Origin of the sequence: Micromonospora sp. WMMC241, assembly GCF_027460165.1 — a bacterium.
GTDB lineage: Bacteria > Actinomycetota > Actinomycetes > Mycobacteriales > Micromonosporaceae > Micromonospora > Micromonospora humi.
Genome location: NZ_JAPZBF010000001.1, coordinates 5,890,471 through 5,905,680, shown reverse-complemented (window position 1 = coordinate 5,905,680; position 15,210 = coordinate 5,890,471). Strand labels below are relative to the sequence as shown.

Sequence of the window (15,210 nt, the reverse complement as noted above, 5' to 3'; positions counted from 1 at the left end):
CTCCGTTCTACCTCCGGCACGAGGAGGCAGTCGACGTGAAAGCCGAAGACGAGCAGGCATTCCGCGAGTTCGTGACGTCACAGATGGCGTCGCTGCGGAAGCTGGCGTACATGACCTGCGGCGACTGGCACGCGGCGGAGGACGCCGTGGCCAACGCGCTGGTCAAGCTCTATCCCCGCTGGCGGAAGCTGGACCGGCCCGATCTCTACGTCAAGACCATGGTCTACCGGGCCGCGGTCGACGAGACCCGTCGCCCCTGGCGGCGGGAACGGTCGGCCGGCGACGCCATGCCCGACGTCGCGTTCCGCGACCCCGCCGGCGCGACCGACGAACGGATGCGCCTGCGGACGGCGCTCGACGCCGTGCCGGCCGGACAGCGGGCCGCCGTGGTGCTGCGGCACTACCTGGACCTGAGCCTGGAGGACACCGCGCGCGTCCTCGACTGCACGGTGGGCACGGCCAAGAGTCAGGTCTCCCGTGGCCTGGCGAAGCTGCGCGAGTCGCTCGGCGGCGAACACATCAATCTCACCGGGAAGCCGATGGAGGAGTGGACCAATGCAGTTGCGTGATCTCGTGGACGCCGTGACCGGCGACGAGCCGCCGATGACCCGTACCGCCGACGACATCGTCGCGGCCGGGCGGCGGGCCGAGCGGCGGCGCCGCGCCGGGTTCGCGTCGGCCGGCGCGGCCGGCCTCGTCGCGATCGCGGTCACCGGCGCGCTCCTGGCGCCGACGCTGGTAAGCGGGGGAAGCACCGCGGCCGCGCCGGCACCGGCCGGCGCGGCGCCGTCCCGGCCCGTCGACGACGGGTGGCCCGACGCCACGCCGTTCGCCTTCACCTTCAAGGGGTACGACGCCGGCACGCTGCACGTGCAGGATCCGATCGCGGCGTCCACCGGTTACCAGATCGCGTCCGTCTACTCCGACAACCACACCTCCAACGACAAGCCCGAGACCGCGGAGGAGGCCGAGGCGCGGGGCAACGTCCTCGAGCGGAAGAAGGCCGGTGGGAAGCCGTCCCTGTGGGCGTACCTGACCGTCTACCGGCCCGGCGTCTTCGACCCCGCCGGGATCTCCGGCGGCGAACACGTCACCGTGGCCGGGCGCAAGGCGGTACGGGCGACGCTGCCGGTCGACCTCGACCCGAGCAAGCCGGTGGACCCGGGCAACAAGCTGTTCGCCTGGGAGTACGCCGACAACGCCTGGGCGGCGGTCACCTCGTACTCCAGCGACGAGGCCACGCCGAGCTTCGAGGACCTGGGCGGACTCGTCGAGGGCCTGAAGCCGAGCAGGCCGATGCCGGCGCTGGTGCCGTTCACGGTGGGCTACGTGCCGGACGGCTTCGTGCCGCTCCAGACCGGCACGCACGCCATGCCCGGCCTCAGCGGCATCGCCTCGGCGCGGGCCGGTGACTACGGCGGCGCGACGTACACCCGGTCGGCCCTGCCCACCTCGGGCCTGACCGCGCCGTACGACGCGACCACGGGCGTCATCAGGGACGGGTTCCACATCTTCGTCACGCCGAGCACCAGTTCGAACCAGTCACCGGAGCCGGGCACGACGAGGTGCCACAAGGTGCCCCGCGATCGCGCCCGGGACGCCGGCGTGCCGATCGGCGACTTCTGCAACATCTGGAGCGCCGACGGCAAGGTCGTCCTCCAGGTCAGCGCCACGGGCTTCGACAACACGCTGTCGCAGGCCGAGCTGGAGAAGATCGCCAAGGGGATCACGGTCGCCGACGTCGAGAACGAGTCGACCTGGACTCCCGCCGCGGACGCGCTGCGGCCGTAGCGGAGAAGCGCCGACGGACGCGGGCGGCGCCGGCACCTCGACGGGTGCCGGCGCCGCCCGATCTGTGCTCGGTTCAAGTGGCTAGAAAACCTAGGCCGGAACGACTAGAAATCTTCGTCGGTCTGGCATACTCTTCTTCGAGTCGAGAGAAAAGATCCGTCAGAACGCAGACGGGCCGCCCGGCCGTGAGGCCACGACGGGCGGCGGTGGGGCCAAGGCTCTTTCGGGGCTCCAGCTGATGTTCGCCGTACGTGCAGAGATGACAGAGGAAAGGGAGGGCCGTACACCGTTGGATCGCCCGCCGTCGGCCGTCATGTCAGGCCGGGCGGACACCGCAGTTTCCATCGAACGAGAGGTGGTCTCCGGTCACGCATATGCGATCCTCGCACCCGAAGCCGTCAGTGACGGCCGGTGCGGATACGTCAAGCCGACGTTCCTGTCGGCAGATGGTGTTCTGACCCGTTAACCCTGGGCCCCGGCGCGTGAGCGCCGGGGCCCTCGACGTGGAGGTGACATGGGGCAGAACCCCGATGACATGTTCGGCGACGAGAACACTCCGGCCTACACCATCGGCCAGGCCGCGGAGATGCTCGGCGCCACGCCGGACTTCCTACGCCGCCTGGACGAGGCGAAACTGATCAACCCGCACCGCTCCGGCGGCGGGCACCGCCGCTACTCCCGCTACCAGCTGCGCCTGGCCGCCCGGGCCCGCGAGATGGTCGACCAGGGCACCGCCCTCGAGGCCGCCTGCCGGATCATCATCCTGGAGGACCAGCTCGAGGAAGCCCTTCGGCAGAACGAGAAGCGGTAGCGTGTGCCGCGCCCACGGGACCGGCCGGCACGCCCGCACCACGCCCGGGCAAACACGTGCCGCACGGGCGACCGGAGAGCTACGCGCTGCGTACCTCGGTCAGGTGTTTGGTGATACGGAGCAGCACCCTGTCCGGTGGTCCGGCGACGAAGGTGGCCGTGTCGGCGAGCGCGGCGATCAGGGGCAGCCCACGGCCACCGACGGTGAGCGGGGCGGGGAGGCCGGCGTCGAGCGTGCTGTGGTCCGGGGTGTTGCCGCGGTTACCGACCTCGAGTACGCAGGTGTGGTCGTCGATGCTGATGGTGATGTCGACGGCGGTGTCGGTGTCGGCGTGGATCACCGCGTTGGAGCACGCCTCACTGATCAGCACGGCCAGGTTGGCGCGGGTGTCCTCGCCGGCGTCGGTGAGGCTCAGCAGGGTGGTGAGAACGCGACGGGCGTGGGTCGCCGTCGACGGTTGGCGGGGGAGTGACATGGTCATGCTCACCCGCATCGCCCAGTTCCTCCCCGGCCCGTGCGTCATCCGTCCGACCACCCTGCCATACCCAGGCGAGATGCTTCGATTCACGGTGCCGTTTCAGCCGAGGACGCCGGCCCTGGAGGAGGCGATCAGGCCTGAGTTCTGGCACGGTGGGGAATGGATGGAGAAAGGCACCGCGAACGGTCGGGATGCCGGATTGAGGGGATCTTGTGGATTTCGCGTTGACGACCCGGCCGGGGCATGTCGGCACCGTGGTGGAGGTCGTCGGTGAACTGGACATGAGCACCACGCCGCAGCTGCGCGACCGGTTGCTCGAGGTCATGCAGGGCGGGGCCCGGGTGGTGGTGGTCGACCTCGCCGGCGTCGGTTTCATGGACTCCAGCGGCCTGGGCGCCCTCGTGCTCGCCTACAAGGACCTGCGGGCGCGGGACGGCTGGCTCGGTCTGGTCGGGGTACGCCCGCCGGTGCGGCAGTTGCTCTCGGTCACCTCGGTGGACCGGGTCATCGGCCTCTTCGACACCGTGCGGGACGCCGAGGAGGCGTCACCGGCGGCCTCCTGAGCCCCTGCTCAGCGAGGGTGACTGCTGGTGCGGGCGGTGTCCGCCCCACCGGAGCTGCGTCGCGGCCCGTGGCCGTCGTACCAGTCGACGACGAGCATGGTGGCATCGTCGGCCAGCACCGGCCCGGCGGCCGCCAGCACCGCGTCGGACAGCGCCCGGACCGCCTCGCGCGGATGCAGGTGGGCGATGTCGAGCAGAGCGGCGGGCAGGTCGAGGTTGGCCGCGTTGCGTTCCCGCATCCCGTCGGTCACGACCACCAGCCGGTCGCCGGGCAGCAGCGAGATCTCCCCGCTGCGAAAGCGCTCGTCGGGGAACATGCCCAGCGGGAAGTTGCCGGGCAGTCCCACCGGTACGACCCGGCCGGCCCGGACCAGCATCGGCGGCACGTGCCCGGCGTTGAGCAGCTCACAGCGCCCGGTGGGCAGGTCGACGCGGCCGAGCACGGCGGTCACGTACGCGCCGCGGACGTTCGCGTGCTCCGCGACGGCCCGGTTCGCCTCCTCGGCCTGGGCGACGAGGCTGCCGCCGCGGCGGCGGGTGTTGCGCAGGCTGCCCACCCCGAGCGTGGCGGTCAGCGCGCTGGCCACGCCGTGGCCCATCGCGTCGGTGACGCTGACGTGCAGCAGGTCGCGGGCAAGGCTGTAGTCGAACGTGTCCCCGCCGACACTCGCCGCGGGTTCCAGCCACCCGGACAGGGCGAACGCGCCGGCCTCGCAGGTGAACGAGGCGGGCAGCAGCCGGCGTTGGATCTCCGCCGAGAGGGTGAACGGGGTGCTGCGCTGCCCCCACTCGAACAGGTCGGTGTGCCGGCGGTTGGCGATGACCACGAATGCCAGCGCGTGCGCGGCCCGGGCGACCTCCACAATCACGTCGGCGTCCGGCTCGGCCGGAAGGTCGATCTCCAACAGGCCGATCGCCTCACCTCGGTCGGTGACCGGGGAGAGCACCGTCCACCGGCCGTCGCCGGGGACCACCTGCGTGGTCTGCTGCCGCAGCGCCTGCTCGTGCGGGCCGCCGTCGAACGGCATGACCTCGGCGGCCTCCTCGCCCTGACGCCGGCCCGGGCCACCGGAGGTCGGCTGGTGGGTCAGCCGCACCAGCGCCCGACCGCCCAGGTCGGCGATCAGCAGCGAGACTCCGGTCGCGTCCAACCCGGCCGCGATGGCACCGGTGACGGCCTCGACCGCCTCCACCGGTGCGGCGTCCTCGGCCGACTGCAGCATTCCGGCCAGCACCGTCTGCTCGCTTCCCTCCACGTGTCGAGCATATTCACCCCGCCCGCCGGACGCCCCGCCAGCCGACAGCGGACGGCGGGGCGTCGATCGGATCACCGGTCTTTCGGGGCGGAGCTGCCGGAGGGTGCGACAGCCCGCCACGGGCCGACAGGGCGGATCAGGTTGCCGGCCTCTCGTCCTCGGGGGTCAGCAGGATCATCCGGCGACGCCGGGCCGCGAGGAACAACACCGCTCCGGCAGCCAGCGCCGCGACGCCGATTCCGCCGATGAGCCCGGCCTGCGGCCCGGTGACCGGCAGCCCGCCGTCACCGTCACCCGCACCGCCCCCGGCGCCACCATCGCCCCCGGCGCCACCATCGCCCCCGGCGCCACCATCGCCGCCATCTCCGCCGCCGCCGCTCCTCGCGGCCAGCACCACGGCGAACCCGTCCTGATTGTCGCTGTGGTCCGCGTCGGGCACCCGTACGGCGACGGCGTTCGCGGGCAGCTCGGCCGGCGCGGGCCTGGCGCGGTCGTTAGTGGACCGCTCCGCGAGGCCCTCCACCCGGGCGGTGCCGCCCCGCAGCGTCGCCGGGGCGGTGGCGGATGCCGCAGTCGTCACCAGGTTGTACAGCTCGACCGCCGAGTAGACCTGGTCGTTCGGATCGGTGTCCTCGGCGGCCGGCACGAGGGTGAGGCTCCGATAGGTGCAGACCGCCGACCGGCCGGCGTCGGCGAGCACACACTGGGTCGGTGGCCTGGTGAAGGTCACCCCCTTGGGCAGGTGCAGCGTGACCCGCACTCCGCTGACCGCCGTGCGGCCCTGGTTGGCGACGGTGTGCCACACCGCACCCGTCTCACCCGGGTTCAGCGTCCCGGTGGGTTCGGGCCTGCCGCCGGCGCCGATCCGTACCGACTGCTTCACGTCCCGGGCGACCACCGAGAGGTCGGCACTGGGCTGGTCGACCAGCGCGAGCGGGAACCATCTGGTGTTGTCGGCCGGATTCGCGTCCTTGTCCGGCCCGAGGGTGACCGAAACCTCGAACCTGCCCTCGTAGGGCTCCGTCCCGTAGACGAGCGCGTCGATGGGCAGATCGAAGGTTTCGCCCGGCCCCGGAATCAGCGCCGGCAGCAGTTGGCAGTAGAACCCGCCGATGTCGCCGTCGCACTCACCCCCACCTCCCGCATGCCAGAGCAGGGCGACCGGCAAGGGGTCAGGGCCCTCCTGCGGCTGGCGGACCCTCACGACGACCTCGCTCGGGGTCGCGTCCCCCTGGTTGCTGATCTTCAGGTGGAGGACCTTCTTCTCGACTCCCAGCGGGATCCTCGTCCCGGAGGCGTCGACAGTGAGGTCCGGACCCTTCTTCGCCGCCTCGGCGGGGCCGGCGGGGAGAGCCACCCCGGCGAGGAGGAGCAGCGCGGCGGCGACAGTTCGCGACAGCCGCTGACGACCAACGCTCATGGCAGAACCCTTCGGGACGCGCGGACAGTGTGGTCGAGAACACTATCGGCAATCGGCTTCCGTCAGTGTCCCTCGCGCCGCCCGAGACCAGGCACGTCTTCACATGACGCTGCCCGGGCCGATGCCCGAGCGGTGGACGTGCCAGGCTCCCTCGTGGGCTGGTTGTTCGACTGAGCGGGACGGCGATCGGGGGCGACGATGCGGGACGACGAACTGCGGGACCTGGTCGGGCGCAGCCCGTGGCTGATGCGGGCACTCGACGTCGTGCGGAACTCCGGCCTGCCGGACGCCTGGATCGGCGCGGGCGCCGTCCGCGACCTGGTCTGGGGCGAGCGGTACGGCGACGGCTTCGACCCGTCGTCGGTGCGGGACGTCGACGTCGTCTTCCTCGACCCGGCGGACCTGAGCCGCGACAACGACGACCGGGCCACCGAGCGGCTGATGGCGGCCTGGCCGGCGCCGTGGGAGGCGAAGAACCAGGCCGCCGTGCACACCTGGTACCCCGCCAAGTTCGGCGGCGGCCCGGTGGCGCCGTTGCGGACCATCGCCGACGCCGTTGCCACCTGGCCCGAGTACGCCACCGCCGTGGCCGTCCGCCTCGACGCGTACGACCAGATCGCGGTGTGCGCGCCGCACGGCCTCGACGACCTGCTCGACGGGGTGTGGCGGCGCAATCCGACCAGGGTCAGCCCGGAGATCTCCCGGCGGCGACTCGCCCGCCATCGTCCCGCCGAACGCTGGCCCGCCGTCCGCGTCGTGACCTGAGCCTCGGGTCGACCGCGGTCAGCCCACCACGCTCGGTGTCTTCCCTCAGCGCGGGCCACCCGGCCCGACCAGGCCCGTTTCATAGGCGACGATGACCAGTTGTGCCCGGTCACGTACCGCCAGCTTGGTCAGCAACCGCCCGACGTGCGTCTTCACGGTGGCCAGGCTGAGATGGAGATGCTCGGCCAACTCCGCGTTGGACAGGCCCCTGCCGATCAGGGTGAGCACTTCGCGTTCCCGTTCGGTGACCCCCGCCAGCCGTCGTGGCAGCGGCCGAGTCGGCTCCGGCCGGCGCGCGAACTCGTCGATCAGCCGACGGGTCACCGTCGGCGAGAGCAGCCCCTCGCCGGCGGCCACCACCCGGATGCCGGTCAGCAGGTCCGCCGGTGGGGTGTCCTTGAGCAGGAACCCGCTGGCGCCGGCGCGCAGTGCCCCGTAGACGTACTCGTCCAGGTCGAACGTGGTCAGGATGACGACCCGGGTGCCGGCTGTCGCCGGCTCGGCGCAGATGCGTCGGGTCGCCTCGATGCCGTCCATCTCCGGCATCCGCACGTCCATCAGCACCACGTCCGGGCGGTGCTCGGCGGTCAGCGCCACGGCCTGCACGCCGGTGCCCGCCTCACCGACCGTGGTGAAGTCCGGTGTCGAATCGACCAACAGCCGGAAACTGCCGCGCAGCAGCGCCTGGTCGTCGGCGATCAGCACCCGGATCACGCGGCCACCCGGTAGGGCAGGCTGGCGGTCACCGTCCAGCCGCCGCCGGAGCGCGGCCCGGCGCGGAACTCGCCCCCGTGCAACGTCACCCGTTCCCGCATGCCGATCAGCCCGTGTCCCTCCCCGCCGATCAGGGCCGGGCGGCGGCCGTCGTCGGTCACCTCGATCCTGACCTCGCGATGCGAGACGGTCACCGTTGCTGTGCAGGTGGCCGGTGCCGCGTGCTTCACCACGTTGGTCACCGCCTCCTGCACGATCCGGTAGACCCCCAGGCCCACCGACTCCGGCACCGCTGCGGCGGGCTCCTCCTGCCGTACGTCGAGCCGCACGTCGACACCGGCGATCGCCGCTTGTCGGGCGAGCGCGGGCAGTTCGGCCAGCCCGGGCGTCGGGGCGTACGGGGTGTCCTCGCGCAGTGCGCCGAGCACCCGGCGTACGTCGGTCAGTGCGTTGCGGCCGGTCTCCTCGATCACCCGCAGGGCGGCCCCCGCCTCGCGGGGATCGGTCCCGGCGACGTGGTTGGCGACGGCCGCCTTCACGACGATGAGGCTCAGCGTGTGCGCCACGACATCGTGCAGCTCCCGGGCCACCCGTAGCCGCTCCTCGGCGGCGGTCCGGCGGACCAGGTGCTCGTCCTCGCGGGCGGCGACGGCGCGTCGCTCGCGGACCAGCCAGCCGATCATCCAGGCGGGAGCGATCATGACGGTGGCGTAGGCGACCCCGCCGGTTCGCGACCACAGGTCGCTCGCGGTCAGCACCAGAGCGACGCTCACCAGAGCGAGACAACCGGCGGCACACAGCAGTGACCGACGCGTGCCCGTCGACACGGCCACCGTGTAGAAGGACAGGCCGACGGCGAGCCCGGGCGCGGCGGCGGCATAGTTGGGTACCACGCCGGTGATCAGGGCGACGGTGGCCACGGAGCTGACCACGACGGCCACGACGAGCGGCCACCGCCTCCGGACGGCCAACGGCAGCCCGAGGGCGAAACCGACGAGCACCGACACCCAGAGCGGTTCGCGCACGCCACCGTGCAGCGGCGATTCCAGTGCCGCGTACGGGCCGAGCAGCCCGCCGACCGCCACGGCGAGCACGGCGTCCGCAGTGGCCAGTTCCGCCGGCCGCAGCCGCCGGGTCAGCAGGAGGGCGGTCACCTGTCGAAGCGTATCGGCGGGCTGGTTCGGCCGCGTCCACCTGCGGGTGGTCATCCTCGGGTAGGACGTCCCGGCCCGTCCCGACGCCGGGCTCCGCCCGGGGGAGGGCCGGAAAGTGCCCGCTCCGGCACGACGCGCGGCGCCTGCCGGAGCGCCCACCCTGACGGCCATGACCACACAGACGGTGACCCTGACAGGGCTGTGCGCGGTGTACGGCACCGGAGCACGCCGGGTGACGGCGCTCGACGGCGTGACGACCAGCTTCGCCGGCGGCACCTTCACGGCCGTGATGGGCCCGTCCGGCTCGGGCAAGTCCACCCTGCTGCACTGCGCGGCCGGGTTGGACAAGCCGACCGCGGGGACCGTCACGATCGACGGCAGGCGCCTCGACGACCTGGGCGAGGACGAGCTGACCCGGTTGCGCCGCGATCGGATCGGCTTCGTGTTCCAGGCGTTCAACCTGGTGTCCACGCTGACCGCTGCCGAGAACGTCGAGTTGCCGCTACGCCTGGCGAGGCGCCGTCCCCCGGCCCGGGACGTCCTCGCCGCGCTCGACACCGTCGGACTGACCGACCGGGCCGGACACCGGCCGAGCGAACTGTCCGGCGGCGAACAGCAACGCGTCGCCGTGGCCCGAGCGCTGATCACCCGCCCCGCGGTCGTCTTCGCCGACGAACCGACCGGGGCACTGGACAGCGCGGCGTCCCAGCAGATCCTCCGGCTGCTGCGCGCACTCGTCGACAACCACCGGCAGACCGTCGTGATGGTGACCCACGACCCTGCCGCCGCTGCGTACGCCGATCGGGTCCTCCTCCTCGCCGACGGCCGCATCGTGGACGAGTTGACCGGCGGGATCACCGCCACGGTCGTCGCCGAGCGGATCGCCGAGCGGGAGACCGCCCCGGCGCAGAGCGCCGTGGAGTCGTCGTGCTGAGCATCCGGCGGTCGGTCGGCGCCTTCGTGGCCGTTGCCATCGGCGTCACACTGGTCGCGGCGGCCACCCTGCTGCTGGCCTCCGGCCGCCCGCAGGTGCCCGAACGGATGGCGTACGCGGCAGTCGTGGTGCAGAGCCCTGAGGCCGGTGCGCCGGCCGACTCGTTCGCGCCCACCCGGCCGTGGTCGGCCGCCAGGACGGCGGAACTCACCGGCAGGCTGGCCGAGGTGCCGGGCGTCACGGCGGCAGTGCCGGACCGGACCTTCTACGCCCAGGCGCTCGTCGACGGCCGGCCCTCGGCCACCGATGCGCAACGGGAGGACGCCCACCAGGGGCACGGCTGGGCCAGCACCCGGCTGGGAGGGTTCCGTCTCACGGCGGGCGCGCCGCCCCGACAGGCCGGTGAGGTGGTCGTCGACCGCGCGCTCGGGCTGCGTCCCGGTGGACCGGTCACCCTGCTCACGGCGGCGGGCCCGCAGCCCTACACCGTCACCGGTCTGGTCGATGCGCCCGGCGTCTACGTCGCGGACGATGTCGCGGCCGTGCTCGCGCCCGGCGTCCGGGCCATCGGCCTGCTGGTCGCTCCCGGTGCCGAGCCCGGGAAGGTCGCCGAGGCGGTGCGGGGTGTCGTCGGCGGCGACGGACGGGCACTGACCGGCGACGGACGCAGTGCGTCGGAGCCTCGACACGACGCCCGCACCCGCTGGATCGGCATGCAGGTGCTCACCGCGACGGCGGCTCTCGCGGGTTTCGTCACGGTCTTCGTGGTCGCCTCCACCTTCGCGTTCACCGTCGCGCAGCGCCGCCGTGAGCTGGGCCTGCTACGCGCCGTCGGGGCCACCCCCCGTCAGGTCCGCCGCATGGTCCACGCCGAGGCGCTCGTCGTCGGCGCCACGGCCGGACTCACCGGCCTCCTGGCCGGCGCCGCGCTCGCCCCGGTGGTGGGCGCGCTGCTGGTCGACGTCGGATTCGAGCCGGCGACCTTCCGGGTCCGGTACGAACCCTGGCCGGTCGCGGTGTCGATCCTCGCCGGTCCGGTGATCGCGCTGCTCGCCGTCTGGTCGGCGTCGCGCCGAGCGGCACGCGTCCGCCCGCTGGAGGCGTTGCGCGAAGCGGCGGTGGAACAGCGGCCGATCGGGCGGCTGCGAGTCGCCACCGGGGTGCTCCTCGTCGCGGCCGGGCTCGCCCTCAGCCTCGGCACGGCGACCGCCGACCAGGCCCGCGACGCCGCCACGTTCGCCCTCTACGCGGTGATGACCCTGGTGGCCGGCGCCACCGTGTTGGCCCCGGCAGCCGTCGGCCCGGTGGTGCGGCTGCTGCGGTCGCCGGTGCGTCGACCGGGTGGTGCGATCGGGATGCTGGTCCGGGCCGGGGCGTCGACCGCGACCCGGCGGACGGCGTCGATCGCCGCCCCGGTGCTGCTCACGGTCGCGTTCGCGGTGTTGGTCTCGGGGATGGTGCGTACCACCACGGCCGCCTACGCGGCGAGCCGGGCTGACGACGTGAACGCCGGCTGGGTTGTCGTGCCCGACCGCGCACCGGGCCTGTCGGACCAGGCAGTCGCGGCGGTCGGGGGGACCGCCCTGCTGCCGACGACCGTCTTCGAGAGCGACCCGGACGCGTCGCCGGCGAACCGGCCACTGAACGCACTCGGCGTGGACCCGGCGGGCTTCGCCGCCGCGAACCGGGCGCTCACCGTGGTTGCCGGCTCCTTGGACGACCTGAGCAGTGGTGACACAGTGGTTCTTCCCGCCTCGGCGAACCGGCAGCCGTCCGAGCCGTACGCGTTGGCCTTCGCCGACGGGGAAGTGGTGTCGCTGCGGGTCGTCGCGGTCGTCACCGAGGACTCGATCCCCGGCGACCTGCTATTGCCCCGGTCGGTGGTGCGGGCGCACGACCCCTCGGCGCTCACCTCCGCGGTGTACGTCCGGGACCGGGTCGACCCTCCGCTGGGAGCGCGGATCGTCGACGTGTCGGCGTGGGCGGCCGAGGCGGACCGCGCCGAGGACCGCCTCGTCTGGCTGTTCACGCTGCTCCTGATCGGTGTCTCGGCCGGCTACGGTGCGGTCGCGGTGGCGAACACGCTGCTGATGGCCGTCGCGGGCCGGGTGGCCGACCTGCGGCTGATCCGGCTGGCCGGAGCGACCCGCAGGCAGGTCATCTGGCTGGTCACGAGCGAGTCCGCTCTGGTGGTGCTGATCGGCGCGCTGCTCGGCGGGGCGGTCGCGTTCGTCGGTCTGCTGAGCATCCGTGCCGGTCTCGCGGAGCAGGCCGGCGTACCGGTCGACCTGGTGGTGCCGTGGTCGGTGGTCGGCGGGGTGGTGGGGCTCTGTCTGCTGCTCGCGGTGCTGGCGAGCGCGCTGCCGACCTGGCGGTCACTGCGGCACCGCCCCGCGCGGTCCCCTGCCTGATGCGCGCGGACCGCACGTCAGGTCCGAGATGCCGGCGGCGGGTGCGGCGGACCGGCGCCGCGCCCGCGAGGCCGGGAGTGGGACGGCGGTGTGTGGTCCCAACTGGGAGAACAGGGCTGGCCGGGTGACGCGGGTGGACGTGGGCCACTCCCGGCCACCCCGGGTGAACCCCAGGGTCGCGAGACTGGGCCCTCGCGCCCCCGTGGCTCAGGGGATAGAGCGTCGGTTTCCTGACCCGACTGACTGCCGGTGTCTACCGGCGACGAGCTGCGGCTTTCTTATCGTTCCCCGTTGCGTGACGGTCGCTTCGCGGGCTCACTGCGAGCGCTGTCAGTCTGTTGTCGAGGCGGAAACCTGCCAGAGGGCGCTGACCGGCATGGCGCGGAGTCTGTCGCCGAACGGCAGCGTGGAGGTTCCGGTGTAGAGGACGATGCCGGCGATGAAGTCGTCGCCGAGGCGGTCGGCGAGTCGGCGTAGTCCGCGGAAGTCGTCGGGTCCGACGGTGCTGGCTGCTTTGACTTCGATTCCGACTACCTGGCCGGTTCTGTTTTCGAGCACCGCGTCGACTTCGTACCTGCTCTGGTCCCGGTAGTGGGACAGGTCGACGGGCTGCTCGGACCAGGTGAGCTGCCGGGAGAGTTCGGACAGGACGAATGATTCGAGGAGTGGGCCGAACGGCGCGCCCGGCCGGAGCAGTGCCGGGGCGTCGGTCGCGGTCTCGTTCGCGGCGATACCCGAGTCGACGAAGATCAGTTTCGGCGCGGCGGTGGTGCGGGTGCCCAGGTTGCGGGACCAGCCGGGGATCCGTTTCACCAGGAAGATTTCCTCCAGGGCCTGGAGGTAGCGGGCGATCGTCGGCCGACTCAACCCGAGGGCGGATTCGAGGGAGTTGGCGGCGATGATGGTCGCGGATCTGGCCGCGAGGAGGCGTATCAGCCTGCGTAGCTCGCCCTTGTGCTGGATGTCGGACAGTTGGCGGACGTCGCGGTCGATGAGCGCCTGGACGTAGGCGTCGAGGAATCGTTGGCGGCGGCGTGGATCGGTGCGGGTGGTGGCCTCGGGTAGGCCGCCGCGCACGATCCTGGCTGCGTAGTCGGCGCGGGTCACGTCCGACTCGTGTCGCAGGTCCGCGCCGAGCGTGAAGACGGCGTCGATGAATCCGTCCGGCGCTGCGTCGAGTTCGCCTTGAGAGAACGGCCAGAGTTCGACAGTTTCCATTCGGCCGGGCAACGCGTCCGGGGCAGCCACCATGCCGAAGAGGCGAGACGAGCCGGTGAGCAGATACCGGCCAGGACGGGGGTCCTCGTCGACCGCAGCCTTGATGGCCAACAGGAGCTCTGGAGCGCGCTGAATCTCGTCGATGACCAGGAGCTCGGAGGAGTCCACGAACCCGATGGGATCGGCGATCGCCGCAGCCCGGTCCTGAGCCCGATCAAGATCGCGGCGTTCGGCTGGACGATCGCCGGCAATGAGGCGGACCAGGGTGCTCTTGCCTGCTTGGCGTGCCCCGGTGATCAAGACGACGCGGGTGTCCGCCAGAGCAGCGTTGACCTGCGCGGCGGCGCGGCGGGGGATTAGACACGGTGTGGGCACGGCGTCATCATAACGGCCAAACTTTCGATCTGCGGGGATCCTGTCTTTCGATTTGCGGGACTCCGTCTTTCGATTTGCGGCACAGGTGTGTCTACCTCTTGCGGGAACCAAGATCACCCGGAGTCACAGGAGACTCCTCCAGCGGACGCCAACCCGGGTGAACCGGTGCCAACCGGCGGTCGCTGCCGCCGACCGCCGGTTGCCAACAGGGGATCGTGTGCTCGGCGTGTGGTCCTGGGCTGGGAGAACGGTGGTCCGCGGAAGGCGGGTGAACGAGGGCCACTCCCGGCCACCCCGGGTGAACCCCAAGGTCGCTAGACTGGGCCCTCGCGCCCCCGTAGCTCAGGGGATAGAGCATCGGTTTCCTAAACCGTGTGTCGCAGGTTCGAATCCTGCCGGGGGCACCTCGAAGATCAGCAAAAACGGCTACTGAGCTGCGGATACGCGTCATCAGCGGTCCCTCGACCTATGCAGCCGGATGCCACCCTGAGCCGCCGTTTGCAGCCGTCCGTGCAAAGTACGTGCAATGATCTTGAACCGCTCAACGCGGCTGTTCGCGCAGGTCGCGGCGTCTCGCGCGCGAGAGGTAGGCGGCTTAGCAGCCGTCCATCCCGCCTCGATTGGTGATCATGGTTGCGCCCCGAGTGCCCCACGCCCCGGTGAAGCAGAATCGGGACGTCACCTGAGCACCGTGACTCGTCGGGTGGGCTGCCGCGGTGCCGGCGGCACGAGGAAGGAGCGCTGCCAGTGGCCTTCTGCGCCGTCAGGTTGATCACATGAACATTCACCGTCGAGCCACATCTCAAGCCGTTCGTACTCCACGTCCGGGCTTCCCAGGTGCAGCTCTACTGTCTCGCCCGACCGCATGGTCCCGGACTTGAGATCGGAGTAGCTGTTGGCGGTGTAGTACACGCGTGCCCGGTACATGAACTCCCTAGGGCTCGCATTCCTTACCGTCGCGATGTAGCTCGGGACGTTCGGGATACCTTGGCTTTCTCGCCGCTCAAGGTTCTCCAGCTCGACTCTGCTTGCTCCGTAGTCGTGGTGGTCACGCCGAGCATCCATCGCAACCGCCTTCAACGCCGCCTCGGCCGATCGCTGGGCCTCTGCTTTTGCGGCATCAGCGATACGCACCTGCTCCTCAGCGGCGTCAGCAGACCGCTTTGCCTCAGCCTGAGCGCCCTGAGCGATGACTGTCTGCCGGTGGGCATATACGACGGCCGATACAGCCGTAGCGAGGGCCACAATGACGCCCAAGCGGTCAACGTTCAGCCAGGCCAGCCAGTGGGGCACGGGCGGTCTCCTTGGGTCGGGACGGTG

General features: G+C 71.7%; 14 protein-coding genes and 1 tRNA gene. 8 read left to right on the top strand and 7 right to left on the bottom strand.

The window, feature by feature from the left end:
* Positions 1-35: 35 nt before the first annotated feature.
* From O7598_RS26700 to O7598_RS26690, 3 genes are all read left to right on the top strand, one after another.
* Entirely contained in the window at positions 36-569 is a 534-nt protein-coding gene (locus tag O7598_RS26700; RefSeq protein ID WP_269693987.1) for a SigE family RNA polymerase sigma factor, read from the top strand.
* The gene (locus O7598_RS26695; RefSeq protein WP_269693986.1) at positions 556-1,791 is read left to right on the top strand and encodes a hypothetical protein; all 1,236 of its coding nucleotides are present in this window, start codon (positions 556-558) and stop codon (positions 1,789-1,791) included. The genes O7598_RS26700 and O7598_RS26695 overlap by 14 nt, the downstream gene beginning before the upstream one ends.
* A gap of 514 nt (positions 1,792-2,305) precedes the next feature.
* Positions 2,306-2,602: a helix-turn-helix domain-containing protein gene (locus O7598_RS26690; RefSeq protein ID WP_269693985.1), complete on the top strand. Its 297-nt coding sequence runs from the start codon at positions 2,306-2,308 to the stop codon at positions 2,600-2,602.
* Between the two features lie 79 nt (positions 2,603-2,681).
* On the opposite strand, the gene O7598_RS26685 is transcribed toward O7598_RS26690, so the two are convergent.
* Entirely contained in the window at positions 2,682-3,095 is a 414-nt protein-coding gene (locus tag O7598_RS26685) for an ATP-binding protein (protein ID WP_269693984.1), read from the bottom strand.
* A gap of 209 nt (positions 3,096-3,304) precedes the next feature.
* On the opposite strand from O7598_RS26685, the gene O7598_RS26680 reads away from it, so the two are divergent.
* On the top strand, positions 3,305-3,643 hold the full coding sequence (locus O7598_RS26680) for an STAS domain-containing protein (protein ID WP_269693983.1): 339 nt from the start codon (positions 3,305-3,307) through the stop codon (positions 3,641-3,643).
* Between the two features lie 8 nt (positions 3,644-3,651).
* On the opposite strand, the gene O7598_RS26675 is transcribed toward O7598_RS26680, so the two are convergent.
* Both O7598_RS26675 and O7598_RS26670 read right to left on the bottom strand, forming a co-directional pair.
* A complete protein-coding gene (locus O7598_RS26675; protein ID WP_269693982.1) occupies positions 3,652-4,899 on the bottom strand; it encodes a PP2C family protein-serine/threonine phosphatase in 1,248 nt (415 codons plus the stop codon).
* Between the two features lie 136 nt (positions 4,900-5,035).
* Entirely contained in the window at positions 5,036-6,319 is a 1,284-nt protein-coding gene (locus tag O7598_RS26670; protein ID WP_269693981.1) for a hypothetical protein, read from the bottom strand.
* Positions 6,320-6,517: 198 nt separating this feature from the next.
* Here O7598_RS26670 and O7598_RS26665 point away from each other — a divergent pair, with 198 nt between their 5' ends.
* Positions 6,518-7,084: a nucleotidyltransferase family protein gene (locus tag O7598_RS26665; RefSeq protein WP_269693980.1), complete on the top strand. Its 567-nt coding sequence runs from the start codon at positions 6,518-6,520 to the stop codon at positions 7,082-7,084.
* Positions 7,085-7,129: 45 nt separating this feature from the next.
* Here the strand turns inward: O7598_RS26665 and O7598_RS26660 are convergent, their stop codons facing one another.
* Both O7598_RS26660 and O7598_RS26655 read right to left on the bottom strand, forming a co-directional pair.
* Entirely contained in the window at positions 7,130-7,798 is a 669-nt protein-coding gene (locus O7598_RS26660; protein ID WP_269693979.1) for a response regulator, read from the bottom strand.
* Positions 7,795-8,952 carry a sensor histidine kinase gene (locus O7598_RS26655; protein WP_269693978.1) on the bottom strand — a complete coding sequence of 386 codons (1,158 nt, stop codon included), beginning with the start codon at positions 8,950-8,952 and terminating at the stop codon, positions 7,795-7,797. The genes O7598_RS26660 and O7598_RS26655 overlap by 4 nt, the downstream gene beginning before the upstream one ends.
* A gap of 169 nt (positions 8,953-9,121) precedes the next feature.
* Between O7598_RS26655 and O7598_RS26650 the strand changes: the two genes are divergently transcribed.
* Positions 9,122-9,886: an ABC transporter ATP-binding protein gene (locus O7598_RS26650; protein WP_269693977.1), complete on the top strand. Its 765-nt coding sequence runs from the start codon at positions 9,122-9,124 to the stop codon at positions 9,884-9,886.
* Positions 9,880-12,297: an ABC transporter permease gene (locus tag O7598_RS26645; RefSeq protein WP_269693976.1), complete on the top strand. Its 2,418-nt coding sequence runs from the start codon at positions 9,880-9,882 to the stop codon at positions 12,295-12,297. Before O7598_RS26650 ends, O7598_RS26645 begins: the two co-directional genes overlap by 7 nt.
* Before the next feature lie 330 nt (positions 12,298-12,627).
* Here O7598_RS26645 and O7598_RS26640 read toward each other — a convergent pair whose 3' ends face one another.
* Positions 12,628-13,890 carry an ATP-binding protein gene (locus tag O7598_RS26640; protein WP_269693975.1) on the bottom strand — a complete coding sequence of 421 codons (1,263 nt, stop codon included), beginning with the start codon at positions 13,888-13,890 and terminating at the stop codon, positions 12,628-12,630.
* 331 nt (positions 13,891-14,221) lie between these two features.
* Between O7598_RS26640 and O7598_RS26635 the strand changes: the two genes are divergently transcribed.
* Positions 14,222-14,294: transfer RNA gene (locus tag O7598_RS26635), tRNA-Arg, on the top strand.
* 274 nt (positions 14,295-14,568) lie between these two features.
* Here O7598_RS26635 and O7598_RS26630 read toward each other — a convergent pair.
* A complete protein-coding gene (locus O7598_RS26630) occupies positions 14,569-15,183 on the bottom strand; it encodes a hypothetical protein (RefSeq protein ID WP_269693974.1) in 615 nt (204 codons plus the stop codon).
* Positions 15,184-15,210 lie beyond the last annotated feature (27 nt).

Excerpts from the sequence above, each read along its gene's own strand:
- O7598_RS26695 (WP_269693986.1), top strand. The coding sequence starts at position 556 with ATGCAGTTGCGTGATCTCGTGGACGCCGTGACCGGCGACGAGCCGCCG.
- O7598_RS26690 (WP_269693985.1), top strand. The coding sequence starts at position 2,306 with ATGGGGCAGAACCCCGATGACATGTTCGGCGACGAGAACACTCCGGCC.
- O7598_RS26685 (WP_269693984.1), bottom strand. The coding sequence starts at position 3,095 with ATGCGGGTGAGCATGACCATGTCACTCCCCCGCCAACCGTCGACGGCG.
- O7598_RS26670 (WP_269693981.1), bottom strand. The coding sequence starts at position 6,319 with ATGAGCGTTGGTCGTCAGCGGCTGTCGCGAACTGTCGCCGCCGCGCTG.
- O7598_RS26665 (WP_269693980.1), top strand. The coding sequence starts at position 6,518 with ATGCGGGACGACGAACTGCGGGACCTGGTCGGGCGCAGCCCGTGGCTG.
- O7598_RS26650 (WP_269693977.1), top strand. The coding sequence starts at position 9,122 with ATGACCACACAGACGGTGACCCTGACAGGGCTGTGCGCGGTGTACGGC.